This is a genomic window from Pseudomonas brassicacearum (assembly GCF_003732265.1).
Classification (GTDB): Bacteria; Pseudomonadota; Gammaproteobacteria; order Pseudomonadales; family Pseudomonadaceae; genus Aquipseudomonas; species Aquipseudomonas brassicacearum_D.
Genome location: NZ_MOBK01000007.1, coordinates 68,794 through 92,074, shown reverse-complemented (window position 1 = coordinate 92,074; position 23,281 = coordinate 68,794). Strand labels below are relative to the sequence as shown.

Below are 23,281 nucleotides of genomic sequence, written 5' to 3'. Positions count from 1 at the left end.
ACGCAACACTAATGTGGGAGCGGGCTTGCTCGCGAAGGCGGCCTTCAATTCACCTCAAACCTGACGGCTAAACCTTGGCCTGAGCCCGCAACTGCATCTGCAACGCCTCGACATGGTCCAGCGCCCGCTCCACCAACAACTGCACCCCATCCGCCATTCGGCTGATCGCCAAGGCAACCGAGCGGCGTGAGCCTTCCACATCGTCCGCCAGATCAGCCGCAATCGCGCTGATCGACAGCATGTCTTCGGAGGCGTTGGCCAGCAGGGCTTCTGCGTCGATGTCGGGGCATACCGTGAAGAGCCGGGACTTGTTACGGCGTCTCGATGGTTTGTCGCTGGCAGGGGGGAAGTAATGGGCGAAGGCGCGGTCGGCAGCTTCCTTGAGTTTTTCGGCTTCGAGGGATGCTTGGGAGTCGGTGTCGGTGATATCGGCTGGGTTGGACGTAACCTTGGACATAATGAGTTTCCGCTTACAGGTTGGAGTTGGTCCACTCGTAATGAATGGTGCTTTTTCTCCGTCTTTTCGGGGTTCCAGGCCCGGGCGCTGAATTCGCGGCGACCCATAAACGATAACGATCCGAGCAAAACCCCACCAGTCAGCGGCTTCCGGCATTGCTGTAGGTATCGCCGCCAGACTGCGTAGCCTCACACCATTCCTGCTTACAAACTTTTAAACACAAAACCTCAATCGACCGGCAAAAGTTGATAAGTCCCAAAAAGGGACCTATCGTTCCTTTTTTGGGACTTATCGGTTGCCACTGTGAAAAACCTTTCCCTCAGCGAAGTCCTGTTCACGACCACTCAGCAAAAAGTGCTGGGCTTGTTGTTCGGCAAACCCGACCGCAGTTTTTACGCCAACGAGATCGCCCGCTGGGCTCAAGTGGGTAAAGGCAGCCTCATGCGCGAACTGGATCGGTTGCAGCAAGCCGGCGTGCTGACCCTGAGCCGTCAGGGCAACCAGACCCACTATCAAGCCAATCCGCAATGCCCTATCTATGCCGAACTGTTGGGCATCGCCCGCAAGACGTTCGGTATTGCCGAGCCTTTGCGCCATGCGCTGCAGCCTTTTGCCGATCAGATCACCTGGGCATTTGTGTACGGTTCAATCGCCAAGGATTCGGCAAACGCATCCAGTGACATTGATCTCATGCTGATCGGCGAAAGCCTCCACTACAGTGAAGTGATGGAACGGCTCATGCCTCTGGAAGAGCAACTGGGCCGCGTCCTCAACCCGACGCTCTACACCCCCGACGACTGGGCCGCAAAACTGGCGGCTGAAAACAGCTTTGTCGTGCGGGTGGCGCAGCAGGACAAGATCAACCTGATGGGGGGAAACCCTTTGGAGTCCAAGGATGGGCAGCAACGAGAACCTGGAGAACCTGATACGTAGCGGTGGACTGAAAGCCGAGCCGCCGGATCGCAAGGAATGCGAAGGACTGATGCGTTCCGCGGTGGATCGATTGAAAGATGCGCAAACGTCTTCGCTTTCCTTCGCGAGCCGTTTTGACCTGGCTTACAACGCTGCCCATGCCTTGGCTCTGACGGCTCTTCGTTTGTGTGGTTACCGTTCAGACAAGAGATATCTGGTGTTTCAGTGCCTGGTTCATACCGCTGATATTGGCAAAGTGCAGGTTCGGTTATTCGCGCTGTGCCATGAGCGACGGAACCTGGCGGAGTACGAAGGTTACATGGATGAAGATCCGGCGTTGTTGGTGCAGTTGTTGGAAAGCGCTGAGTATTTGCTGGTTCGTGTTCAGCAGATGATGACTGGGTGAAATGTTGAAACTGCGGTGATTGTTCCGGCGCCTTCGCGAGCAAGCCCGCTCCCACATTGGAATGCGATTCAATGTGGGAGCGGGCTTGCTCGCGAAGGTGCCAGTCCAGGCCCCAGATATCTCCAGTCAACCATTACCCTGACCGTAACGATCCACCACTCAGCTTGATTGATGCCCCCACCCAACACTCCTAAGGTGACTCCCACGACAGCGAACCCGTGGAGTGGTCATGACAACAACAATATCCCCCGACTCGCGATGGACGCGGCGGCGCAGCGAAAAGCAGCGGCGTCTGGCGTTTGTCAAGGATCTTGCCGACGGTGTGGTGCTGCCCACCGACAATATCGTCGCGGCGCTGGAAGCCTTGATCCTGCCCGGCGACCGCGTAGTGCTGGAGGGCAATAACCAGAAGCAGGCGGACTTCCTCTCCCGCTCCCTGGTCAAGGCTGATCCCGCCAAGCTCCACGACTTGCACATGATCATGCCCAGCGTCGGCCGTGCCGAGCATCTGGACCTGTTCGAACGCGGCATCGCCCGCAAGCTCGACTTTTCCTTCGCCGGTACGCAAAGCCTGCGCATCAGCCAGTTGCTGGAAGACGGCCTGCTGGAAATCGGCGCGATCCACACCTACATCGAGCTCTATGCGCGGTTGGTAGTCGACCTGATTCCCAACGTCGTGCTCTCGGCCGGTTTCATGGCCGACCGCGCCGGCAACATCTACACCGGGCCGAGCACCGAAGACACCCCCGCCTTGATCGAACCGGCGGCCTTCAGCGACGGCATCGTCATCGTTCAGGTCAACCAATTGGTGGACGACGTCACTGACCTGCCGCGCGTCGACATCCCCGCCTCCTGGGTCGATTTCGTGGTGGTGGCTGACAAGCCGTTCTACATTGAACCGCTGTTCACCCGCGACCCACGGCACATCAAACCTGTGCACATCTTGATGGCGATGATGGCGATCCGCGGCATCTACGAAAAACACAACGTTCAGTCCCTTAATCACGGCATCGGTTTCAACACCGCGGCCATCGAATTGATCCTGCCGACCTACGGCGAATCCCTCGGCCTCAAAGGCAAGATCTGCCGCAACTGGACGCTCAATCCGCACCCGACCTTGATCCCGGCCATCGAAAGCGGCTGGGTCGAAAGCGTGCACTGCTTCGGCACCGAACTGGGCATGGAAAACTACATCGCCGCGCGTCCGGATGTGTTCTTTACCGGGCGCGACGGCTCGCTGCGCTCCAACCGGATGTTCTGCCAACTGGCGGGGCAATACGCGGTGGACCTGTTCATCGGCGCGACCCTGCAAGTCGATGGCGACGGTCATTCCTCCACCGTGACCCGCGGCCGCCTCGCCGGTTTTGGCGGTGCGCCGAACATGGGCCACGACCCGCGCGGTCGCCGTCACAGCACGCCGGCCTGGCTCGACATGCGCCACGAGGATGCGCCTGAAGCCTTGCTCGAACGCGGCAAAAAACTTGTGGTGCAAATGGTCGAGACTTTTCAGGAGGGCGGTAAACCGACCTTCGTCGAGACCCTCGACGCGATAGACGTGGCGAAGAAAAGCGGCATGCCGCTGGCGCCGATCATGGTCTACGGCGACGACGTCACCCACTTGCTGACCGAAGAAGGCATCGCCTATTTGTACAAGGCGCGTTCGCTGGAAGAACGCCAGGCGATGATCGCCGCCGTCGCCGGGGTGACCGCCATCGGCCTGCGCCACAACCCGAAAGACACCGCACGCCTGCGCCGTGAAGGTTTGATTGCCTTGCCCGAAGACCTCGGCATCCGCCGCACCGACGCCACCCGCGAACTGCTCGCCGCGAAAAGCGTGGCCGATCTGGTCGAGTGGTCCGGTGGCCTCTACAACCCGCCCGCCAAGTTCAGGAGCTGGTAATGCACGCACTCAACCTGCAACCGAAAACCCTGACCTTGGCCGAACGGCTGGCCGATTTGGCGGTGGACGCTTTGATCGACGAAGCGGACCTGTCGCCGAAACCGGCACTGGTCGACCGTCGTGGCAACGGCGCGCACACCGATTTGCACCTGGGGCTGATGCACGCCTCGGCGTTGTCACTCTGGTCCGCGTTCAAGGAAATGGCCGAAGCTGCTATCGAATGTGGCGAAATCGGTTTGCCGCTGCGCGAAGCGGTGGGGCGAATTGGTCGGGAAGGGGAGCAAGCGATGCTCGCCACCACGGGTGGTGTGAACACCCATCGCGGGGCGATCTGGGCCTTGGGCCTGTTGGTCACGGCTGCCGCGCTGGAGCCTGAATCCAGCGCCGCAGGCTCCATTACCCTGCGCGCCGCACGCCTGGCGTTACTCGACGACCGCTACGCACCACGACCTCTCAGCCACGGCGCCCAAGTCGCCCAGCGTTACGGCGCCCATGGTGCCCGTGAAGAAGCGCAGCTGGGTTTCCCTTCTGTGGTTCAACGCGCATTGCCGCAACTCAAGCACAGTCGCGCCGCTGGTCACGGTGAACAGAACGCCCGGCTCGATGCCTTGCTGGCGATCATGACCCGACTGGCCGACACCTGTGTGCTCTACCGCGCCGGCGAAGCAGGACTTCACACCATGCAACACGGCGCACAAGCCGTGCTCGATGCGGGCGGCAGCGCCAGCCTTGCCGGTCGCCGCCGTTTGCATGAGCTGGATGAACAATTAATCGCGCTGAATGCCTCGCCCGGTGGTGCTGCCGACCTGCTCGCCGCCTGCCTGTTTATCGACCGCCTCGAGTCCGGAGCTTTCTGATGGAAACCTTATCCTTTGAATTCCCCGCCGGGCAGCCGCCACGCGGTCGCACGCTGGTGGGCTGTGTCGGCTCGGGCGATCTGGAAGTGCTGATCGAACCGGGTCAGGCCGGCAAGCTGACCATCAACGTGCAGACCTCGGTCAATGGTGCGCAGCAGCGCTGGGAGCATTTGTTCTCGCGGATGTTCGACGGTCAGACACCGCCGGCGATGGACATCGCCATCCATGATTTCGGCGCGACACCGGGTGTCGTGCGCTTGCGTCTGGAACAAGGCTTTGAGGAGATCGGTCATGACTGATCTCCTTCACAAACACAGCTTCATCGAACTCGGCGCCCGGCAACGCGCGAAAGCCTTGCTCGACCCCGGCACCTTCCGCGAATTGCTCGACCCGTTTCAACGCGTCATGTCGCCGTGGCTTGAGCGCCAGGGCGTGGTGCCGCAAGCCGATGACGGCGTGGTGATCGCCAAGGGCAGCATGGGTGGTTTGCCGGTGGTGATCGCCGCCATCGAAGGCGCCTTCCAGGGCGGCAGCCTTGGTGAAGTCGGCGGAGCGAAGATGGCGGGCGCGCTGGAACTGGCTGCCGAAGACAACCGCAACGGCATTCCAACTCGCGCCGTGCTGCTGCTGGAAACCGGTGGCGTGCGCTTGCAGGAAGCCAACCTCGGGTTGGCGGCGATTGCCGATATCCACGCGGCGATTGTCGACCTGCGCCAATACCAACCAGTGATTGGGGTGGTGGCCGGCAGCGTCGGCTGCTTTGGCGGGATGTCGATTGCCGCCGGGTTGTGCAGCTATTTGTTGGTGACCCAGGAAGCGCGCCTTGGCCTGAACGGTCCGCAAGTCATCGAACAGGAAGCCGGGCTTGAGGAATATGACTCCCGCGACCGGCCTTTCATCTGGAGCCTGACCGGGGGCGAGCAGCGTTTCGCCAGCGGTCTGGTGGATCGTTTTGCCGCCGATGATGTGGCGCAGATTCAGCAGCAGGTGAGTGAATTGCTGCAGCAGGGTTTGCCGGCGCAACAACGCAGTCGTCAGGCCGATCTGTACCTGGAACGGCTGGCCCGCCTGGACGCCGCTCCGCAAATCGAACCGGCGACGGTTCGCGATCTGTATCAGGGAGCGCGCTCATGAACAGCTATTCGCTGAGAGGTTTGAACTGGTTCAACGCCTTGAGTGCCGGGGCGACACCGGTCGAAGGTTTGCCGGCTTCATTGAAGGTCGCCGATGGCGTGCTGGGTGATCAGCCTGTCCGGTTTATCGCGGTGGTGGCGGATCCGGACAACCGTTTTGTCCGTGCGCGCAACGGTGAAGTCGGTTTGCTGGAAGGTTGGGGTTTGGCCAAGGGGGTGGATGAAGTGATCGCCGCTGATGTGGATAAACCGCACAAGCGCGCCGTGATCGCCATCGTCGATGTGCCGAGCCAGGCCTATGGCCGACGCGAAGAAGCCCTCGGCATTCATCAGGCATTGGCCGGGGCGGCGGACAGTTATGCCCGTGCCCGGTTGGCGGGTCATGCGGTGATTGGTTTGCTGGTGGGCAAGGCGATGTCCGGGGCGTTTCTGGCCCACGGGTATCAGGCCAATCGGCTGATCGCCCTGCGCGATCCGGGGGTGATGGTGCATGCGATGGGCAAGGCGTCGGCGGCGCGGGTGACCTTGCGCAGCGTTGAAGAACTTGAAGCACTGGCCGCCAGCGTGCCGCCGATGGCCTATGACATCGACAGTTACGCCAGCCTTGGTTTGCTGTGGGAAACCCTGTCGGTGGAACAGATTGAACAGCCGACGGCTGCTGATCTGACGCGAGTGACTGAATGCCTGAATCAGGCGATTGGCGATGTGGCTACCCACGGTCGCGATCTGAGCAGCCGCTTGGGTGCGGACAACCGTGCCGCGTCGAGCAAGGTTCGCCAACTGCTGAGAGCGCAGTGGTGAATACGTTTCTGGCCCACGATTTGCTCTGGGGCATGACCCCGCAGCAGCTACCTGCGGATGCGCCTACGTGGGTGACCGAATCCCTGAGCGCGGGCCAGCCCGTGGTGGTTCGGCGTGCGCTGAGCGCGCCGGGTCTGGTCGCTGTCGGTGTGCGTGGGCGTTTGCGTGAACAACGTTTTGCGACGCTGATGCCGGTCGATGCCATTCAACGTCGGGTCAAACCGGAAGACCTTTGCCAGCGCTCGACTGATCGCGATTTGCCGGCCGTGCGCGCCCTCAATCATCTGCGGCCGATGCTCGATGCCTGTGGTTGGGTGTGGGGTGTCAGCGGCAGTGCGGGGTTTGAATTGGCCAGCGGGTTTGCAGCGTTGCACGAGGGCAGCGATCTCGACTTGATCCTGCGTACGCCGCAAGCGCTGGGCCGTTCTCAAGCACAGGATCTGGTGGAGATTCTGCAGGCTGCCGAGTGCTTGGTGGACATGCAGTTGCAGACACCGTTCGGCGCTGTGGCCCTGCGCGAATGGGCCGGTTCGGCTCGTCGGGTGTTGCTGAAAAATGCCAGCGAGGCCTGTCTGGTGATCGATCCGTGGAACCCGCAGGAGCACGCCGCGTGAGCAGTTTGCTGGTGTTCCCGGGCCAAGGCGCGCAGCAGCCGGGCATGCTCCAGCGTTTGCCTCGCGAAACGCTGAACGAGGCGAGTGGCGTGTTGGGTGAAGACGTTTTACTGCTCGATTCTGCGCAGGCGTTGAAGTCGACACGAGCCGTTCAGCTTTGCCTGTTGATCGCAGGAGTCGCGGCCTCTCGTCAATTGGCCATGGCGCCGGATTACGTGGCCGGATTGTCCATCGGCGCTTACCCGGCAGCGGTGGTGGCCGGCGCCTTGAGCTTCGGCGATGCGCTGCATCTGGTCAGCCTGCGCGGTGAGTTGATGCAGCAGGCTTATCCACAGGGCTACGGCATGACCGCGATCATCGGTCTTGAGTTGTCCACTGTGGAAGGCTTGCTGGCGCAGGTTCACAGCCTCGACACGCCGGTTTACCTGGCCAACATCAACGCCGATAACCAGGTGGTGATTGCCGGCAGCGACGAGGCGATGAAAGCGGTGGCGGCGTTGGCGAAAGGTCAGGGTGCAGGCCTGGCGAAACGGCTGGCGGTCAGCGTGCCTTCGCACTGTCCGCTGCTGGAGGGGCCGGCAAAAATCCTGGCCGAAGCATTCGCCAAGGTGTCACTGAAAACGCCGTCGTTGGGTTACCTCAGCGGCAGTCGCGCCCGGCCCATCATCAACGCCGACGCCTTGCGCGATGACCTCGCGTTCAACATGTGCCGTGTCGTCGATTGGCGCGGCACGGTGCAAAGCGCTTATGAGCGCGGCGTAAGACTTCAGATTGAACTGCCGCCCGGTGCGGTGTTGACCGGGCTGGCGCGCCGGGTATTCGAGCAGGGCACCGTGATCGCTTTCGACGGTGCGCGGCTCGACACCTTGCAGGCGCTGTTGCGTGAGGAGGGAAGCCGCCAACTCTAGACCCGGACTCAGGCCTTCGAACAACAAAAACAACATTCGACGATGCACTTTGAGGACTACAACAATGATTATTTACGGTGTGGCGCTGTTGGCGATCTGTACGCTGGCAGGGGTGATCATGGGTGATGCGCTGGGCGTGTTGCTGGGCGTCAAATCCAACGTCGGCGGGGTCGGGATCGCGATGATCCTGCTGATTTGCGCGCGGTTGTGGATGCACAAACGCGGCGGCATGACCAAGGATTGCGAGATGGGCGTCGGCTTCTGGGGCGCGATGTACATTCCGGTGGTGGTCGCAATGGCCGCGCAACAGAACGTCGTCACCGCGCTGCACGGCGGCCCGGTCGCGGTGCTCGCGGCGATCGGATCGGTCGTGATCTGCGGCTGCACGATTGCCTTGATCAGCCGGACCCACAAAGGCGAACCCTTGCCCGATGAACCGGTGGAAGTCACCCCGGTCGGCACACCCGTAGGAGGTCGCTGATATGTGGGAACTCATTGATAAAGGCTTGACCGCTAATGGCCTGGTCACCGCGTTCGCGTTTGTTGGCGTGATCATGTGGGTGTCAGTGGTGTTGTCGAAACGCCTGACGTTCGGGCGGATTCACGGCTCGGCGATTGCCATCGTCATCGGCCTGGTATTGGCTTGGGTCGGCGGCACCATGACCGGCGGGCAAAAAGGCCTGGCGGACCTGACCTTGTTCTCGGGTATCGGGTTGATGGGCGGTGCGATGCTGCGGGACTTTGCCATCGTTGCCACGGCATTCGAAGTGCAAGCCACGGAAGCGAAGAAGGCCGGGCTGATTGGTGTGATCGCGTTGCTGCTGGGCACGATCCTGCCGTTCATTGTCGGCGCGAGCATGGCCTGGGCGTTTGGTTACCGCGATGCGATCAGCATGACCACCATCGGCGCGGGCGCGGTGACGTACATCGTCGGGCCGGTGACCGGGGCGGCGATTGGTGCCAGTTCCGATGTGGTGGCGCTGTCGATTGCGACCGGGCTGATCAAGGCGATTTTGGTGATGGTCGGCACCCCGATGGCGGCGCGCTGGATGGGCCTGGATAACCCGCGTTCGGCGATGGTGTTTGGCGGGTTGGCCGGGACGGTCAGCGGCGTGACGGCGGGGCTGGCGGCGACCGATCGGCGACTGGTGCCTTATGGCGCGTTGACGGCGACGTTCCACACCGGGCTTGGGTGCTTGCTGGGGCCTTCGCTGCTGTACTTCATTGTTCGCGGGATTGTGGGCTAGGGGTTGGTTCCTCTATTGAATGATCGGCCCCCTTCGCGAGCAAGCCCGCTCCCACATTGGCTCATGGTCGTAGTCAAATATCAGGTACGACACAAATAGAATGTGGGAGCGGGCTTGCTCGCGAAGGGAGCGACGCGGTTTCAGATCTGGCGATTGGCGTACATCCGGCACTCCGCCAACAGCGCCAGCAAATTCGGATCACGTTCCTTGGCTTTCAAGAACACCACACCAATGTGCTGCTGCAACCGATAACGCTCCTGCAACGGAATCAGCTTCACCCGGTTCTCATACACCGCCGCAATCCGCCCCGGCAGCAACGCATAACCCACCCCTGAACTGACCATGCTCAGAAGGGTGAAGATGTCGTTGACCTGCATCGCCACCTTCGGCTCGAACCCCGCCTGCTTGAACACCCGATTACCGTCCTGGTGCGTGGCGAAGCCCTGGGTCAGGGTAATGAATGTCTCGTCGCGCACTTCGGCCAGGTCGACTTCGGCGCGCTGGGCAAACTTCGAATCCGCTGGCGTCGCGAGAAAGATGTCGTCGGAAAACAGCGGGATCTGCTCGCAGTCCGGATCGTTGACGCTGTCGTCCAGCGACACCAGGATCGCGTCGACCTCCATGTTCTTGAGCTTGTACAGCAGGTCGAAATTGGAGCCGAGGATCAGGTCGATGTTGAGTTCGCTGCGGCGAATCTTCAGGCCCATGATCAGTTGCGGCACGGTCTTCACCGTCAGTGAATACAGCGAGCCCAGCTTGAAGCGTTCCGCAGAAAAACCGGCGGCTTCGCGGGTCAGGCGCACGGTTTCGACCACGTCCTGAATCAGCTTCTGTGCCCGTTCTTCGAGCACGTAAGCGCTTTCCAGTGGTGTGAGGTTGCGGCCTTCATGTTTGAACAGCGGGCAACGCAGGGCACTTTCCAGGGAGTGGATCGCCCGGTGCACGCTGACGTTGCTGGTCTGCAACTCGGCCGCAGCGCGGGCCAGGTTGCCGGTGCGCATGAAGGCCAGGAACACCTCGAGTTTTTTCAGGGTCAATTCTTCATCGATCAGCATGAGGCAGACTCTTTTTGGAATGACCTGATTGTGCCCAATTGGGCCGCCCTTGGCTCAAAGGATTTAGGGGCGCGACAATCAGAAACATTGCGCTTTTACCCTCAAGGCCTGAGCCTTGCGCGATGTTGCAACGAATGTTGAGGTGAGCGACACATGTATCACGGGGAACGATTGAACGCCTGGACGCATTTGGTCGGGGCAGTGGCGGCAACGGTCGGGGTGGTGTGGATGCTGGTGATCGCCAGCATGGACGGCAGCCCATGGAAGATCGTCAGCGTGGCGATTTACGGTTTCACCTTGCTGAGTTTGTACAGCGCCTCGACCGTTTACCACAGCGTGCGCGGGCGCAAGAAAGCGATCATGCAGAAGGTTGATCACTTTTCGATCTATTTGCTGATCGCCGGCAGCTATACGCCGTTCTGCCTGGTAACCCTGCGCGGGCCGTGGGGCTGGACGCTGTTCGGGATTGTCTGGGGGCTGGCGCTGATCGGCATCCTGCAAGAGATCAAGCCGCGCTCGGAAGCGCGGATTCTGTCGATCGTGATTTACGCGGTGATGGGCTGGATCGTGCTGGTGGCGGTCAAGCCGTTGCTCGCGGCGTTGGGCGCGGCGGGGTTTGCGTGGCTGGCGGCGGGCGGGATTTTGTACACCGTTGGGATTATCTTTTTTGCCCTTGATCATCGCCTGCGCCATGCCCACGGGATCTGGCATTTGTTTGTGATTGCCGGGAGCTTGCTGCACTTTGTGGCGATTTTCTTTTACGTCCTCTAAGACCGAGGTGCGGCCTTCGCGAGCGGGCTCGCTCCCACATTTAATCTGTGTCGTATGAAATTTTGTGTTCACAGAAGATCTAGTGTGGGAGCGAGCCTGCTCGCGAAGGCTGCCTAGAAGTCACCCCACAGCTGCTGGGCCACCGCAAGCGCAACGACCGGTGCGGTCTCAGTGCGCAACACCCGAGGCCCAAGCCGGGCAGCATGAAAACCAGCAGACTTGGCCTGCTCGACTTCGGCATCGGACAGCCCGCCTTCGGGGCCGATCAGGAATGCCAATGTCGCCGGCTTCGCATGACTCACCAACGGCTCCGCCACCGGGTGCAGCACCAGTTTCAACTCGGCTTCGGTCTGCTTCAACCAATCCGCCAGCAGCAGCGGCGGATGAATCACCGGCACCCGTGAGCGCCCACATTGCTCGCAGGCGCTGATTGCCACTTGGCGCCAGTGCATCAGGCGTTTGTCGGCGCGCTCGTCCTTGAGGCGGACTTCGCAGCGGTCGCTGAAGATCGGGGTGATTTCGCTGACGCCCAGTTCGGTGGCTTTCTGAATCGCCCAATCCATGCGCTCGCCACGGGACAGGCCCTGGCCGAGATGGATCGCCAGCGGCGACTCGACTTGCCCGGCAAAGCTTTCATCGATCTGCACCACGACGCGCTTCTTCCCAACCTCCACCAGCGTCGCGCGAAACTCGTGGCCCGAACCGTCGAAAAGCTGCAACCCATCGCCCTCGGCCATGCGCAGCACGCGGCTGATGTAATGGGCCTGGGCTTCGGGCAACTCGTGTTCGCCGGTGCTCAGGGGGGCGTCGATAAAGAAGCGGGACAGTCTCATGCGGGTTCTCTGAAAAATTGGCTTTTGTGGCGAGGGGGTACTCAGTGACTTCTAGCCCGGATCGCGGAAGCCGGGGTGGAAGTCCTTCGGCACCGCCACGCTCACGCTGTTACGCGTCGCGATGTCGATCCCTTCACTGGCCACTTCCGCCAGAAAGTCGATCTGCTCCGGCGTGATCACGTACGGCGGCAGGAAATACACCACGCTGCCCAACGGACGAAGTAAAGCACCGCGTTCCAGTGCGTGCTGGAACACCTTCAAACCGCGACGTTCCTGCCACGGATAGGCTTCCTTGGTGGCCTTGTCCTTGACCATCTCGATGGCCAGCACCATGCCGGTCTGGCGCACTTCCGAGACGTTCGGATGATCAGCCAGGTGCGCAGTGGAGGACGCCATGCGCTGGGCCAGGGCCTTGTTGTTCTCGATGACGTTGTCTTCTTCGAAGATATCCAGCGTCGCCAGTGCCGCCGCGCACGCCAGCGGGTTGCCGGTGTAGCTGTGCGAATGCAGGAAGGCGCGCAGGGTCGGGTAGTCGTCGTAGAAAGCGCTGTAGACGTCTTCGGTCGTCACGCAGGCCGCCAGCGGCAGGTAACCGCCGGTCAGGGCCTTGGACAGGCAGAGGAAGTCCGGGCGGATGCCGGCCTGTTCGCAGGCGAACATCGTGCCGGTGCGGCCAAAGCCGACGGCAATTTCGTCGTGGATCAGGTGCACGCCATAGCGGTCGCAGGCTTCGCGCAGCAGTTTGAGATAAACCGGGTGGTACATGCGCATGCCGCCAGCGCCCTGGATCAGCGGCTCGACGATCACTGCCGCGACAGTGTCATGGTTCTCTGCCAGGGTCTGTTCCATGGCCGCGAACATGTTGCGCGAATGTTCTTCCCAGCTCATGCCGTCCGGACGCAGGTAGCAATCCGGGCTCGGCACCTTGATGGTGTCCAGCAGCAGGGCCTTGTAGGTTTCGGTGAACAGCGGCACGTCGCCCACCGACATCGCCGCCATGGTTTCGCCGTGGTAGCTGTTGGTCAGGGTGACGAAGCGCTTCTTGTTCGGCTGGCCGCGGTTGAGCCAGTAGTGAAAGCTCATTTTCAACGCGACTTCGATGCAGGACGAACCGTTATCGGCGTAGAAGCACCTGGTCAGGCCTTCCGGGGTCATCTTCACCAGGCGCTCGGACAGCTCGATCACCGGCTGGTGGCTGAAACCGGCGAGGATCACGTGCTCCAGCTGATCGACCTGATCCTTGATGCGCTGGTTGATGCGCGGGTTGGCGTGGCCGAACACGTTGACCCACCAGGAGCTGACAGCGTCGAGGTAGCGCTTGCCTTCGAAGTCTTCCAGCCAAACGCCTTCACCGCGCTTGATCGGGATCAGCGGCAGTTGTTCGTGATCTTTCATCTGGGTGCAGGGATGCCACAACACCTTGAGATCGCGTTCCATCCACTGTTTATTCAGGCCCATTTTCTGTCTCCTCGAGGCTACCCGTGACGTAGGCGGGTAAACAATCGCGCAAGCCTATGCAATGCGTCGCGCCGGGACAACCCATTGTGACGATTGAGCTACTTTGTATGGGGCGATAGACGTTGCTGGCGGGCGTCTTAAGCCTGACGTATCCTTCGCGGTTCCTGGAGTCGCCTGACTCGTAAAACTGCTATTTCCTCATGTATTTCCGGAGTTCGCTGAATGTCTGTCGGTTGGCTGCGCGCCTGTGCGCTGGTGATGTTGGGGCTGTTCAGCGTGTCTGCGCTGGCCAAGGATAAAACCGCGATCGTGATCGGCGGCGGGCTGTCTGGCCTGACGGCGGCTTACGAGCTGCAGAACAAAGGCTGGCAGGTCACCCTGCTGGAAGCCAAACCGAGCCTGGGCGGTCGCTCCGGCATGGCCACCAGCGAGTGGATCGGCAACGACAAGACTCAGCCGGTGCTGAACAAATACGTATCGACCTTCAAGCTGAGCACCACGCCAGCCCCGGAATTCGTGCGCACCCCAAGTTATCTGATCGACGGTGAGTACTTCTCCGCGGCTGATCTGGCGACCAAGCAACCGGCCACCGCCGACGCGCTCAAGCGTTTCGAAAAAACCCAGGATGACCTGGCGCGCTCGATTGACGATCCGCAGAACCCGCTCGCCACCAGCACCTTGCAAACCCTGGATCAGATCACCGTCTCCAGCTGGCTCGACAAGCAAAACCTGCCAGCCACGGCGCGTCAGCTGATCAACCAGCAGATTCGCACCCACTACGACGAGCCTTCGCGTCTGTCGCTGCTGTACTTCGCGCAGCAAAGCCGTGTTTACCGTGGCACGTCCGATCGTGACCTGCGTGCTTCGCGACTGGTGGGCGGCAGTACAGTGCTGGCCCAAGCGTTCGTCAAACAGCTGAAAACCATCAAGACCAGCTCCCCGGTCTCCTCGATTACCCAGGACAAGGACGGCGTGACCGTAAAGGTCGGCACGGTCAGTTATCAGGCTGACTACGTGGTATTGGCTGTGCCGCTGCGCGCACTGAACAAGATCCAGATGATCCCGTCGCTGGATGCCCAGCACATGGGCGCCATCAAAGGCACCAACTACGGTTGGCGCGACCAGATCATGTTGAAGTTCAAGACGCCGGTATGGGAACCGAAGGCGCGCATGTCCGGCGAGATTTTCAGCAACACCGGCCTCGGCATGTTGTGGGTCGAGCCGGCGTTGAAGGGTGGCGCCAACGTGGTGATCAACCTGTCTGGCGACAACGCTCGTGTGATGCAGGCGTTCGGCGACAAGCAGATGGTCGATCAGGTGCTGATTCGCCTGCACGCCTTTTATCCACAGGCGCGCGGTTCGTTCACCGGTTATGAAATCCGCCGCTACAGCACCGACCCGTCGATGGGCGGCGCTTACCTGGCCTTCGGCCCGGGCCAGATCAGCAAGTACTGGCGCCTGTGGGAACGTCCGATCCAGCGCGTAGCGTTTGCCGGCGAACACACCGACACCTTGTACCCAGGCACCCTGGAAGGCGCATTGCGCACCGGCCAACGGGCGGCCAGTCAGGTAGAAGACCTGGCTGCGGGCAAATCGTTTGAACCGGCGAAAGTGGTGCCGGCAGCAGCGGCCGGCGCAGTGGCGGCGAAGAAAGGTAATTTCTTCAGCAACCTGTTCGGTGGTTCGGATGACGACAAGAAGGCCGAGCCGGTCAAGGCACCAGCGCCTTACACGCCACCGGCGCCGGATCCAGCCCCGGTCGTTGCACCCGCCCCGGTGGAAGCACCGAAGCCTGCAACGCCGGTGAAAGCCGAGCCTGCCAAAAAGGCTCCGGCGAAAAAACCGGCAGCCAAGACCGATACCAAAAAGGCGCCAGCCAAGGCACCGGTGAAGAAAACCGAACCGGCAAAAAAACCAGCCGCTAAACCGGCTGCAACCCCGGCAACGGAATCCAAGGCGCAGTAAGCGTCTGGACTAAAAAAACGCGGCAGAGATGCCGCGTTTTTTTATGCCTGGAGAAAAACCGGTACTAAGAATCGAATAAACCCGGGGGCGAGGGTGTTCTTTAGTTGGGCTTCAACTTTTCTCATGCATTGGTCTTTAATCTTTCCTTAACAAGCCTATTTCAAGCTCTTGATCGTATTTCTCGATATTTCAAAGCGAAATTTTCCGCTTTAATTCGATAGATAACTCGATAGTCTTGGGCCAGCACTTACAGGGACTCGGCAATGCAACTACGAAACTCTACCTCTCGCTACGGCTGGGTCAGCATCTTCATGCACTGGGGCGTAGCGCTGGCAGTGTTCGGTTTGTTCGGTCTGGGTCTGTGGATGGTCGGTCTCGGCTACTACGACCCTTGGCGCAAGGCGGGACCTGACCTGCACAAGAGCATCGGTCTGATCCTGCTGGCTGTCATGGTGTTGCGCGTGTTGTGGCGCTTTATCAGCCCACCGCCGCCAACGCTGACCAGCTACAGCCGAATGACGCGCCTTGGCGCCAAGTTCGGGCATGCTTTTCTGTATCTCTGTTTGTTCGCTGTGATGATTGCCGGTTACCTGATTTCCACCGCAGAGGGTGTCGGGATTCCGGTGTTTGACTGGTTTGAAGTGCCTGCACTGGTTTCCGGGCTACCGGACCAGGCAGATAACGCAGGTGCGATTCATCTCTACCTGGCGTGGGCATTGGTAATTTTTTCCGGTCTCCATGCGTTGGCAGCATTGAAGCACCACTTTATCGACCGTGATGTGACCCTGAAACGAATGCTGGGTCGCAAAGCCTGACATTCAACTTAGCCCCTCAAGGAATACAAGACATGTTGAAAAAGACTCTCGCCGCTCTGGCAATCGGTTCCGCCCTGTTGTCCGCAAACGTAATGGCAGCTGACTATGTCGTCGACAAAACTGGCCAGCACGCCTTCGTCGACTTCAAGATCAGCCACCTGGGTTACAGCTACATCACCGGTACTTTCAAGGACATCGACGGCAAGTTCAGCTTTGATGCTGCCAAGCCAGAAGACAGCAAGATCGAGTTCAACGTGAACACCGCGAGCGTTTTCACCAACAACGCCGAGCGTGACAAGCACATCTCCAGCAAAGACTTCCTGAAAGTGGCTGATTTCCCTAAAGCCACGTTCGTGTCGACCAGCGTTAAAACCACCGGCAAAAACGCCGACGGTAAAGTCACTGCCGATGTGGCCGGCGACCTGACCATTGCGGGTGTCACCAAGCCAGTTGTGGTCAAGGCCACTTTCCTGGGTGAAGGCAAGGATCCATGGGGCGGCTACCGTGCCGGCTTCGAAGGCACCACCAGCATCAAGCGTTCTGATTTCGGCAAGATGATGGATCTGGGTCCACAGTCCGACGCGGTTGATCTGTACGTCACCTTTGAAGGTGTGAAAGCGAAGTAATTTTCGCCGCAGACACAAGAACGCCCCCGACCTCACGGCCGGGGGCGTTTTTTATTGCCCACCAAAAATGCACAGGCGCTACACGTCTAATGTGGGAGCGGGCTTGCTCGCGAAGGCGCCAGGTCAGTCGACATCAATGTTGAATGATCCACCGCTTTCGCGAGCAAGCCCGCTCCCACATTTGATCTTTGGTGAGATCGGTAATTGTGCGTGGTCCAGAAAAAATGCCCCGGATCGTGAGATCAGGGGCATTTTTCATGGCGGGGAAAACTCAGCGATTGCGGGTCAGCAATGCTGGTTTTTCGCCGCGTGGACGGCCTGGCAGTTGATCAAGTTGCTCGGGAGTCGGGAAACGATCGGTTTTCGACTCCTTGTGAATGATCTTCGGCGCTGGACCGCGCGGGTTCTGCACGGCCGGTTCCGAACGTGGCTGATCGTCACGGGCCGGACGACGGTTGCGGCCTTCTTCGCGACGGGCTTGACCGTCACGTGGAGCACCGCTGCGTGGACCGCTGCGCTTTGCCGGCGGGGTGCCGGTGGTGGCGCCGTCGCTGCTGCGCGGACCGCTTTGGCGACCCTGAGGCTTGCCGCCGGTGCGCGGAGCACCTGCGCCAGCCGTCGTGCCTTGTGCCGGAGCACCCGGACGGCGACCACGGCCCTGAGCCGGTTTGGCTTGCGGGACGTAATCAACGCGGTTACCGAAGTTATCGATATCGTCGTCCAGGAACTCGTCCGGAGCACGGTCCGCTGCGGCAGCGCGTGGCGCCGGACGCTGTTGCTCGCGCGCCGGGGTGCCTTCGCGTGGCTTGTGTTCACGGGCCGGGCGATCGCCACGGCCAGTGGCGGCAGGCTTTTCCTTGCCGCCCTTGTCCTTGCCTTTGTCCTTGCGACCGCCACCACCACCGGTGCCGTTCGGGCCGTCGCCGCGCGGGCCACGTGGGTTGCGCGGGTTACGCACATCCGGACGCTCGCGAACTTCAGGCTTCTCGGCTTCTACAGCGCTGGAGTCGAAGCCCATCAGGTTGCCGTCGGCAATCTTCTGCTTGGTCATGCGCTCGATGCTTTTCAGCAGCTTCTCTTCGTCCGGAGCAACCAGCGAGATCGCCTCGCCCGAACGGCCGGCACGGCCAGTACGGCCGATACGGTGCACGTAGTCTTCGTCGACGTTTGGCAGTTCGAAGTTGACCACGTGTGGCAACTGGTCGATGTCGAGGCCGCGAGCGGCGATGTCGGTAGCAACCAGAATGCGCACTTCACCGGCCTTGAAGTCGGCAAGGGCTTTGGTGCGAGCGTTCTGGCTCTTGTTACCGTGGATCGCGACGGCGCTGAGGCCGTGTTTGTCCAGGTACTCGGCCAGGCGGTTGGCGCCGTGCTTGGTGCGGGTGAACACCAGCACCTGTTCCCAGGCGCCTGCGGTGATCAGGTGCGCCAGCAGCGAACGCTTGTGGTTGGCTGGCAGGCGGAATACGCGCTGTTCGATGCGCTCGACCGTGGTGTTCGGTGGCGTGACTTCGATGCGTTCCGGGTTGTGCAGCAGCTTGCCGGCGAGGTCGGTGATGTCCTTGGAGAACGTCGCCGAGAACAGCAGATTCTGCCGTTTGGCTGGCAGACGGGCCAAAACCTTTTTCACGTCATGGACAAAGCCCATGTCGAGCATGCGGTCGGCTTCGTCCAGCACGAGGATTTCCACGTGGGACAAGTCGACGCTGCCTTGGCCAGCGAGGTCGAGCAGGCGGCCAGGGCAGGCCACCAGCACGTCGACACCACGGGACATGGCCTGAACCTGCGGGTTCATGCCGACGCCGCCGAAGATGCAGGCGCTGACGAACTTCAGGTCACGGGCATAGACCTTGAAGCTCTCGTGCACTTGAGCCGCGAGTTCGCGAGTAGGGGTCAGGACCAGGACGCGCGGTTGGCGCGGGCCGTGACGCTGGGATTTGTCCGGGTGACCGTTAGGGAACAACCGCTCCAGGATCGGAAGGGCGAAGCCACCGGTTTTACCAGTACCTGTCTGAGCCGCAACCATCAGGTCGCGACCTTGCAACACGGCGGGAATGGCCCGCTGTTGCACCGGAGTAGGCTCGGTATAGCCCGCTGCCTCGATGGCGCGGACTAAAGCCTCGGAGAGACCGAGGGAAGCAAAGGACATGAGTAATCCTGTTTTAGTTAGGGCTTGGCCCAATGGGAGTCTTGCCTGGCGCGAATGGCGTTTAAGAGGAACGCAATCCCGTCCGGTCCTGCTGGGCCTTGAAAGCTCGTCTGGAGCGCTCGCGCGGGCTGAAGAGCTGCGCTGTAGCGGGGTCGAGATGCCTTGAACAAGTCCGAGCGTCCGGGCGTGAGCCTGGCGGGAAGGCCGGAGTATAACAGAGCAATCACTGTGCGCCGCTTTCCTGCTGCTCAACGGTTTTTACCGTGGCCGAAGTGGCGGTGGCGGCTTTCACATCGGATCTAACATCGGCACTGGGATCGGCACCGTAACGGGCGCTCAACTCCGCGTAGGCGGGCTCGCGCTTGAAACGCTTGAGTTCGGCACCGAAACGCTGCACCAACAAATCCATGCCGGCATTTTTACGGACCGCCAGAAACTGGCTCTGATGGCTGATAACGGTCGGGTTTTCAGTGATGCTGCCGCGGATACCCAATTCATCGAGCAAGTGCTGGCCAACCCGACGATCCGTGATCAGTAGGTCGATACGCCCGCGTACCAGCTTGCCGAAGTTGGCTTCATGGGTCGGCGCCGGCTCACGGGTGAACAGGGTGGAGTCGCTGAAATCCTTGCTATAGAGGTAGCCCGGCGAAGTGCCGATGGTCAGACCTTTCAGGTCGTCGAGGGTACGAAACGGATGGGGCCGCTCATTGGCATAGAACATCACGAATTCGACTTCCGAGAGCGGTTCCCCGGGGTAGAGCAGCGTCGCGTCACGCTCATCGCTGTGGAAAATGTCCAGCGCGCCGTCCGCCTGACCGGTTTCAAGCATCGACAGGCAGCGTTTCCACGGCAGGAACTGCCAGTCCACTTCGATCCCCAGGCGTTTGAAGACGATGGCCGTGGTTTCGTAATCCAGTCCCAGGGCTTTGCCGTCTTCCTCGTAGACGTAAGGCGCCCACGGTTCGGTGACAATGCGCAGCTTCTCGCCCCGGGCGGCGAAGCTCAGGCAAGTGAAAAGCAGCACTGTCAAAAATTGCGAAATCAGGGGCATGGCTTGAGATTACGACGAGAAATCATAAAGAGCCAGAAACGGGATCCAGAAGCTCTGGCACAACGCCTATTCCATAAAAAAGGCCCTGGATTTCGCCAGAGCCTTTTCGGGGTTTTGCACTGTTTCAGCGCGGCAACTTCAGGTTGTTCCACACCGCCAGGCTCGCCTCAGCCTGATTCAGTGTGTAGAAGTGCAGGCCCGGTGCGCCACCTTGCAGCAGGCGTTCGCACATTTCGGTGATGACTTGCTCACCAAAGCCTTGAATGCTTTGGGTGTCGTCGCCGTAGGCTTCCAGCTGTTTACGGATCCAGCGCGGAATTTCCGCGCCACAGGCGTCAGAGAAGCGCGCCAGTTTGCTGTAGTTGGTGATCGGCATGATCCCCGGCACGATCGGGATGGTCACGCCCGCTGCCCGTACACGCTCGACGAAGTAGAAGTAGCTGTCGGCGTTGAAGAAGTACTGGGTGATCGCACTGTCCGCGCCAGCGTTGGCCTTGCGCACGAAGTTGGCGATATCGTCTTCGAAGTTGCGCGCTTGCGGGTGCATTTCCGGGTAAGCGGCGACTTCGATGTGGAAATGATCGCCGGTCTCTTCACGAATGAATTCGACCAGGTCATTGGCGTGGCGCATTTCGCCGCTGGCCATGCCCATGCCCGAAGGCAGGTCACCGCGCAGGGCAACGATACGCTTGATGCCGGCAGCCTTGTATTGGGCCAGCAGGCCGCGCAAGTCGTCCTTGCTGTCGCCGACGCACGACAGATGCGGGGCGGCAGGGACTTTGACTTCGCTTTCGAGCTGCAACACGGTGTTGAGGGTGCGATCACGGGTCGAACCGCCAGCGCCATAGGTGCAGGAGAAGAAATCGGGGTTGTACGTGGCCAGCTGACGGGCAGTGGCGAGCAGCTTTTCATGCCCAGCGTCGGTCTTCGTAGGGAAGAACTCGAAGCTGTAGCGACGGTCTTGGGACATGGGAATACCCTTGAAAACACGTGAGCCTGGAAGACTTGCACATCCCAATGTGGGAGCGGGCTTGCTCGCGAAAGCGGTGGGTCAGACAACATTAATGTTGAAGGATAAACCGCCTTCGCGAGCAAGCCCGCTCCCACAAGGGAGAGCAGGCAGCAGGTCAATCAGTAGCGGTAAGCGTGCGGCTTGAACGGACCTTCAACGGTCACGCCGATGTAGTCGGCCTGGGTCTTGGTCAGTTGAGTCACAACGCCGCCGAAACCGCGGACCATTTCCAGGGCCACTTCTTCGTCGAGTTTCTTCGGCAGTACTTCAACAGTCAGGCGCTCGGCTTTCTGGGCTGGCGACAGGTCGGCGTACTTCTGGCCGAACAGGAAGATCTGCGCCAGAACCTGGTTGGCGAACGAACCGTCCATGATGCGGCTTGGGTGACCGGTAGCGTTACCCAGGTTAACCAGACGGCCTTCGGCCAGCAGGATCAGGTAGTCATCGTTCTGAGCGTCGAAAGCGCCCGGGCCGGTGCGGTGGATTTTGTGAACCTGTGGCTTCACTTCTTCCCACGCCCAGTTTTTGCGCATGAAAGCGGTGTCGATTTCGTTGTCGAAGTGACCGATGTTGCAGACAACAGCGCGCTTCTTCAGGGCTTTGAGCATGTTCGAGTCGCAAACATTGACGTTACCGGTGGTGGTCACGATCAGGTCGATCTTGCCCAGCAGCGCTTTGTCGATGCTTGCTTCGGTGCCGTCGTTGATGCCGTCGATGAACGGCGAAACCAGCTCGTAGCCGTCCATGCAGGCCTGCATGGCGCAGATCGGGTCAACTTCGGAGACTTTGACGATCATGCCTTCCTGACGCAGGGACTGAGCGGAGCCCTTGCCCACGTCACCGTAACCGATGACCAGCGCTTGCTTGCCGGACAGCAGGTGGTCGGTTCCGCGCTTGATCGCGTCGTTCAGGCTGTGACGGCAGCCGTACTTGTTGTCGTTCTTGCTCTTTGTTACCGAGTCGTTGACGTTGATGGCCGGGATTTTCAGCTCGCCCTTGGCAAGCATGTCCAGCAGGCGGTGAACGCCGGTGGTGGTTTCTTCGGTCACGCCGTGGACGCGGTCCAGAACCTGTGGGTACTTGTCGTGCAGCAGCTGAGTCAGGTCGCCGCCGTCGTCGAGGATCATGTTGGCATCCCAAGGCGCGCCATCTTTGAGGATGGTTTGCTCCAGGCACCACTCGTACTCTTCTTCAGTCTCGCCTTTCCAGGCGAAAACCGGGATACCGGCAGCAGCGATAGCGGCAGCGGCCTGGTCTTGAGTCGAGAAAATGTTGCAGGACGACCAACGTACTTCGGCACCCAGGGCAACCAGGGTTTCGATCAGCACGGCAGTCTGAATGGTCATGTGGATGCAGCCGAGGATTTTCGCGCCTTTGAGCGGCTGCTCACCGACGTATTTACGGCGCAGACCCATCAGGGCAGGCATTTCGGATTCGGCGATGATGGTTTCGCGACGGCCCCAGGCAGCCAGGGACATGTCGGCCACTTTGTAATCGTTAAAATCTGCAGGCGTGATAACAGCGCTCATGATGAGCCTCCATTCGTAATGTATGCGAATGGGCGCCGTTGTGCGTTTAGTGTCTGGTCGATAACGACCAAGCAACGCCCCATCCGAGCCTGACAGGTCGAACCTGCTGCAGCGCCCCTCGGACAGGTGGCGGGAAAACGGTATCAACCGAAGATGACCGTTTTGAAACGGTGGCGATTATAGCCGTGTGAGCGATACTTCCAAAGCGTTTATGTGGGGCAATGTCTGAACGGTAATCGAGACCATAGTCTATGCGTAATAGAGCTCCAGGCCGGGCTCTGCCATGATGCCCCCCATCATTTCGCAAGACGCTCAGGAGTGAATATGAATTTCCACACCCGCAAATGGGTAAAACCTGAAGACCTCAACCCCAACGGCACGCTGTTCGGCGGCAGCCTGTTGCGCTGGATCGACGAAGAAGCGGCGATCTATGCCATCGTTCAACTGGGCAACCAGCGCGTCGTCACCAAGTACATTTCCGAAATCAACTTCGTCAGCGCCTCGCGCCAGGGCGACATCATCGAGCTGGGCATTACCGCGACCGAGTTCGGGCGCACGTCGATCAGCCTGACCTGCGAAGTGCGCAACAAGATCACCCGCAAAAGCATCCTGACGGTAGAGAAGATGGTGTTCGTCAACCTGGGCGAAGACGGCTTGCCGGCGCCGCACGGGCGTACCGAGATCAAGTACGTCAAAGACCAGTTTCAGGATGATGTGGCTAGCGAGTGACATCGGTGGCGCGGCCTTCGCGAGCAAGCCCGCTCCCACACTTTATCTCGGTC

The 23,281-nt window shown here is 60.4% G+C and carries 24 protein-coding genes and 1 riboswitch; of the genes, 16 read left to right on the top strand and 8 right to left on the bottom strand.

The window, feature by feature from the left end; all coding sequences use genetic code 11:
* Positions 1–67: 67 nt before the first annotated feature.
* Complete coding sequence (locus tag BK660_RS19765) at positions 68–457, bottom strand: DUF6124 family protein (RefSeq protein ID WP_123434715.1); 390 nt, start codon at positions 455–457, stop codon at positions 68–70.
* A 303-nt stretch (positions 458–760) separates the two neighbouring features.
* Here BK660_RS19765 and BK660_RS19760 point away from each other — a divergent pair, with 303 nt between their 5' ends.
* The 11 genes from BK660_RS19760 to madM all read left to right on the top strand — a co-directional run bounded on the left by BK660_RS19760 (position 761) and on the right by madM (position 9,235).
* The gene (locus BK660_RS19760) at positions 761–1,390 is read left to right on the top strand and encodes a transcriptional regulator (RefSeq protein WP_123434714.1); all 630 of its coding nucleotides are present in this window, start codon (positions 761–763) and stop codon (positions 1,388–1,390) included.
* A complete protein-coding gene (locus tag BK660_RS19755) occupies positions 1,353–1,775 on the top strand; it encodes a hypothetical protein (RefSeq protein ID WP_123434713.1) in 423 nt (140 codons plus the stop codon). The genes BK660_RS19760 and BK660_RS19755 overlap by 38 nt, the downstream gene beginning before the upstream one ends.
* Positions 1,776–2,004: 229 nt before the next feature.
* Positions 2,005–3,675, top strand: a complete 1,671-nt coding sequence (gene mdcA, locus BK660_RS19750; RefSeq protein WP_123434712.1) for a malonate decarboxylase subunit alpha — start codon at positions 2,005–2,007, stop codon at positions 3,673–3,675.
* Entirely contained in the window at positions 3,675–4,532 is an 858-nt protein-coding gene (locus tag BK660_RS19745) for a triphosphoribosyl-dephospho-CoA synthase (RefSeq protein WP_123434711.1), read from the top strand. Before mdcA ends, BK660_RS19745 begins: the two co-directional genes overlap by 1 nt.
* The gene (locus BK660_RS19740) at positions 4,532–4,831 is read left to right on the top strand and encodes a malonate decarboxylase subunit delta (protein WP_123434710.1); all 300 of its coding nucleotides are present in this window, start codon (positions 4,532–4,534) and stop codon (positions 4,829–4,831) included. Before BK660_RS19745 ends, BK660_RS19740 begins: the two co-directional genes overlap by 1 nt.
* Entirely contained in the window at positions 4,824–5,666 is an 843-nt protein-coding gene (locus BK660_RS19735) for a biotin-independent malonate decarboxylase subunit beta (RefSeq protein ID WP_123434709.1), read from the top strand. The genes BK660_RS19740 and BK660_RS19735 overlap by 8 nt, the downstream gene beginning before the upstream one ends.
* Complete coding sequence (mdcE, locus tag BK660_RS19730; protein ID WP_123434708.1) at positions 5,663–6,466, top strand: biotin-independent malonate decarboxylase subunit gamma; 804 nt, start codon at positions 5,663–5,665, stop codon at positions 6,464–6,466. The genes BK660_RS19735 and mdcE overlap by 4 nt, the downstream gene beginning before the upstream one ends.
* Positions 6,460–7,080 carry a malonate decarboxylase holo-ACP synthase gene (locus BK660_RS19725; protein WP_123434707.1) on the top strand — a complete coding sequence of 207 codons (621 nt, stop codon included), beginning with the start codon at positions 6,460–6,462 and terminating at the stop codon, positions 7,078–7,080. Before mdcE ends, BK660_RS19725 begins: the two co-directional genes overlap by 7 nt.
* Complete coding sequence (mdcH, locus tag BK660_RS19720) at positions 7,077–7,988, top strand: malonate decarboxylase subunit epsilon (protein ID WP_123434706.1); 912 nt, start codon at positions 7,077–7,079, stop codon at positions 7,986–7,988. Before BK660_RS19725 ends, mdcH begins: the two co-directional genes overlap by 4 nt.
* Positions 7,989–8,052: 64 nt before the next feature.
* Positions 8,053–8,469, top strand: a complete 417-nt coding sequence (gene madL / locus BK660_RS19715) for a malonate transporter subunit MadL (RefSeq protein WP_123434705.1) — start codon at positions 8,053–8,055, stop codon at positions 8,467–8,469.
* Between the two features lies 1 nt (position 8,470).
* Positions 8,471–9,235, top strand: a complete 765-nt coding sequence (gene madM / locus BK660_RS19710; protein ID WP_123434704.1) for a malonate transporter subunit MadM — start codon at positions 8,471–8,473, stop codon at positions 9,233–9,235.
* Positions 9,236–9,375: 140 nt separating this feature from the next.
* On the opposite strand, the gene BK660_RS19705 is transcribed toward madM, so the two are convergent.
* Positions 9,376–10,290 (bottom strand): LysR family transcriptional regulator, encoded by a 915-nt coding sequence (locus tag BK660_RS19705; protein WP_123434703.1) that lies wholly within the window; start codon positions 10,288–10,290, stop codon positions 9,376–9,378.
* A 153-nt stretch (positions 10,291–10,443) separates the two neighbouring features.
* On the opposite strand from BK660_RS19705, the gene trhA reads away from it, so the two are divergent.
* A complete protein-coding gene (gene trhA, locus BK660_RS19700; protein ID WP_123434702.1) occupies positions 10,444–11,061 on the top strand; it encodes a PAQR family membrane homeostasis protein TrhA in 618 nt (205 codons plus the stop codon).
* 113 nt (positions 11,062–11,174) lie between these two features.
* Here the strand turns inward: trhA and BK660_RS19695 are convergent, their stop codons facing one another.
* Entirely contained in the window at positions 11,175–11,894 is a 720-nt protein-coding gene (locus tag BK660_RS19695; RefSeq protein WP_123434701.1) for a 16S rRNA (uracil(1498)-N(3))-methyltransferase, read from the bottom strand.
* 51 nt (positions 11,895–11,945) lie between these two features.
* Positions 11,946–13,352 carry an adenosylmethionine--8-amino-7-oxononanoate transaminase gene (locus tag BK660_RS19690; protein ID WP_123434700.1) on the bottom strand — a complete coding sequence of 469 codons (1,407 nt, stop codon included), beginning with the start codon at positions 13,350–13,352 and terminating at the stop codon, positions 11,946–11,948.
* 222 nt (positions 13,353–13,574) lie between these two features.
* Here BK660_RS19690 and BK660_RS19685 point away from each other — a divergent pair, with 222 nt between their 5' ends.
* From BK660_RS19685 to BK660_RS19675, 3 genes are all read left to right on the top strand, one after another.
* Positions 13,575–15,317, top strand: coding sequence for a flavin monoamine oxidase family protein (locus BK660_RS19685; RefSeq protein WP_123434699.1), 1,743 nt, complete (start codon positions 13,575–13,577; stop codon positions 15,315–15,317).
* 263 nt (positions 15,318–15,580) lie between these two features.
* A complete protein-coding gene (locus BK660_RS19680; protein ID WP_123434698.1) occupies positions 15,581–16,132 on the top strand; it encodes a cytochrome b in 552 nt (183 codons plus the stop codon).
* A gap of 32 nt (positions 16,133–16,164) precedes the next feature.
* A complete protein-coding gene (locus tag BK660_RS19675; RefSeq protein ID WP_027926598.1) occupies positions 16,165–16,758 on the top strand; it encodes a YceI family protein in 594 nt (197 codons plus the stop codon).
* 271 nt (positions 16,759–17,029) lie between these two features.
* Here BK660_RS19675 and BK660_RS19670 read toward each other — a convergent pair whose 3' ends face one another.
* The 4 genes from BK660_RS19670 to ahcY form a co-directional block, all read right to left on the bottom strand.
* A complete protein-coding gene (locus tag BK660_RS19670; RefSeq protein ID WP_027926599.1) occupies positions 17,030–18,907 on the bottom strand; it encodes an RNA helicase RhlE2 in 1,878 nt (625 codons plus the stop codon).
* A gap of 223 nt (positions 18,908–19,130) precedes the next feature.
* On the bottom strand, positions 19,131–19,958 hold the full coding sequence (locus BK660_RS19665) for a substrate-binding periplasmic protein (protein ID WP_123434697.1): 828 nt from the start codon (positions 19,956–19,958) through the stop codon (positions 19,131–19,133).
* A gap of 124 nt (positions 19,959–20,082) precedes the next feature.
* A complete protein-coding gene (gene metF / locus BK660_RS19660; RefSeq protein WP_123434696.1) occupies positions 20,083–20,928 on the bottom strand; it encodes a methylenetetrahydrofolate reductase [NAD(P)H] in 846 nt (281 codons plus the stop codon).
* Positions 20,929–21,089: 161 nt separating this feature from the next.
* On the bottom strand, positions 21,090–22,499 hold the full coding sequence (ahcY, locus tag BK660_RS19650; RefSeq protein WP_027926602.1) for an adenosylhomocysteinase: 1,410 nt from the start codon (positions 22,497–22,499) through the stop codon (positions 21,090–21,092).
* Between the two features lie 23 nt (positions 22,500–22,522).
* Positions 22,523–22,625, bottom strand: a riboswitch (S-adenosyl-L-homocysteine riboswitch).
* Between the two features lie 198 nt (positions 22,626–22,823).
* On the opposite strand from ahcY, the gene BK660_RS19645 reads away from it, so the two are divergent.
* Positions 22,824–23,228 carry an acyl-CoA thioesterase gene (locus tag BK660_RS19645; protein ID WP_123434694.1) on the top strand — a complete coding sequence of 135 codons (405 nt, stop codon included), beginning with the start codon at positions 22,824–22,826 and terminating at the stop codon, positions 23,226–23,228.
* Positions 23,229–23,281 lie beyond the last annotated feature (53 nt).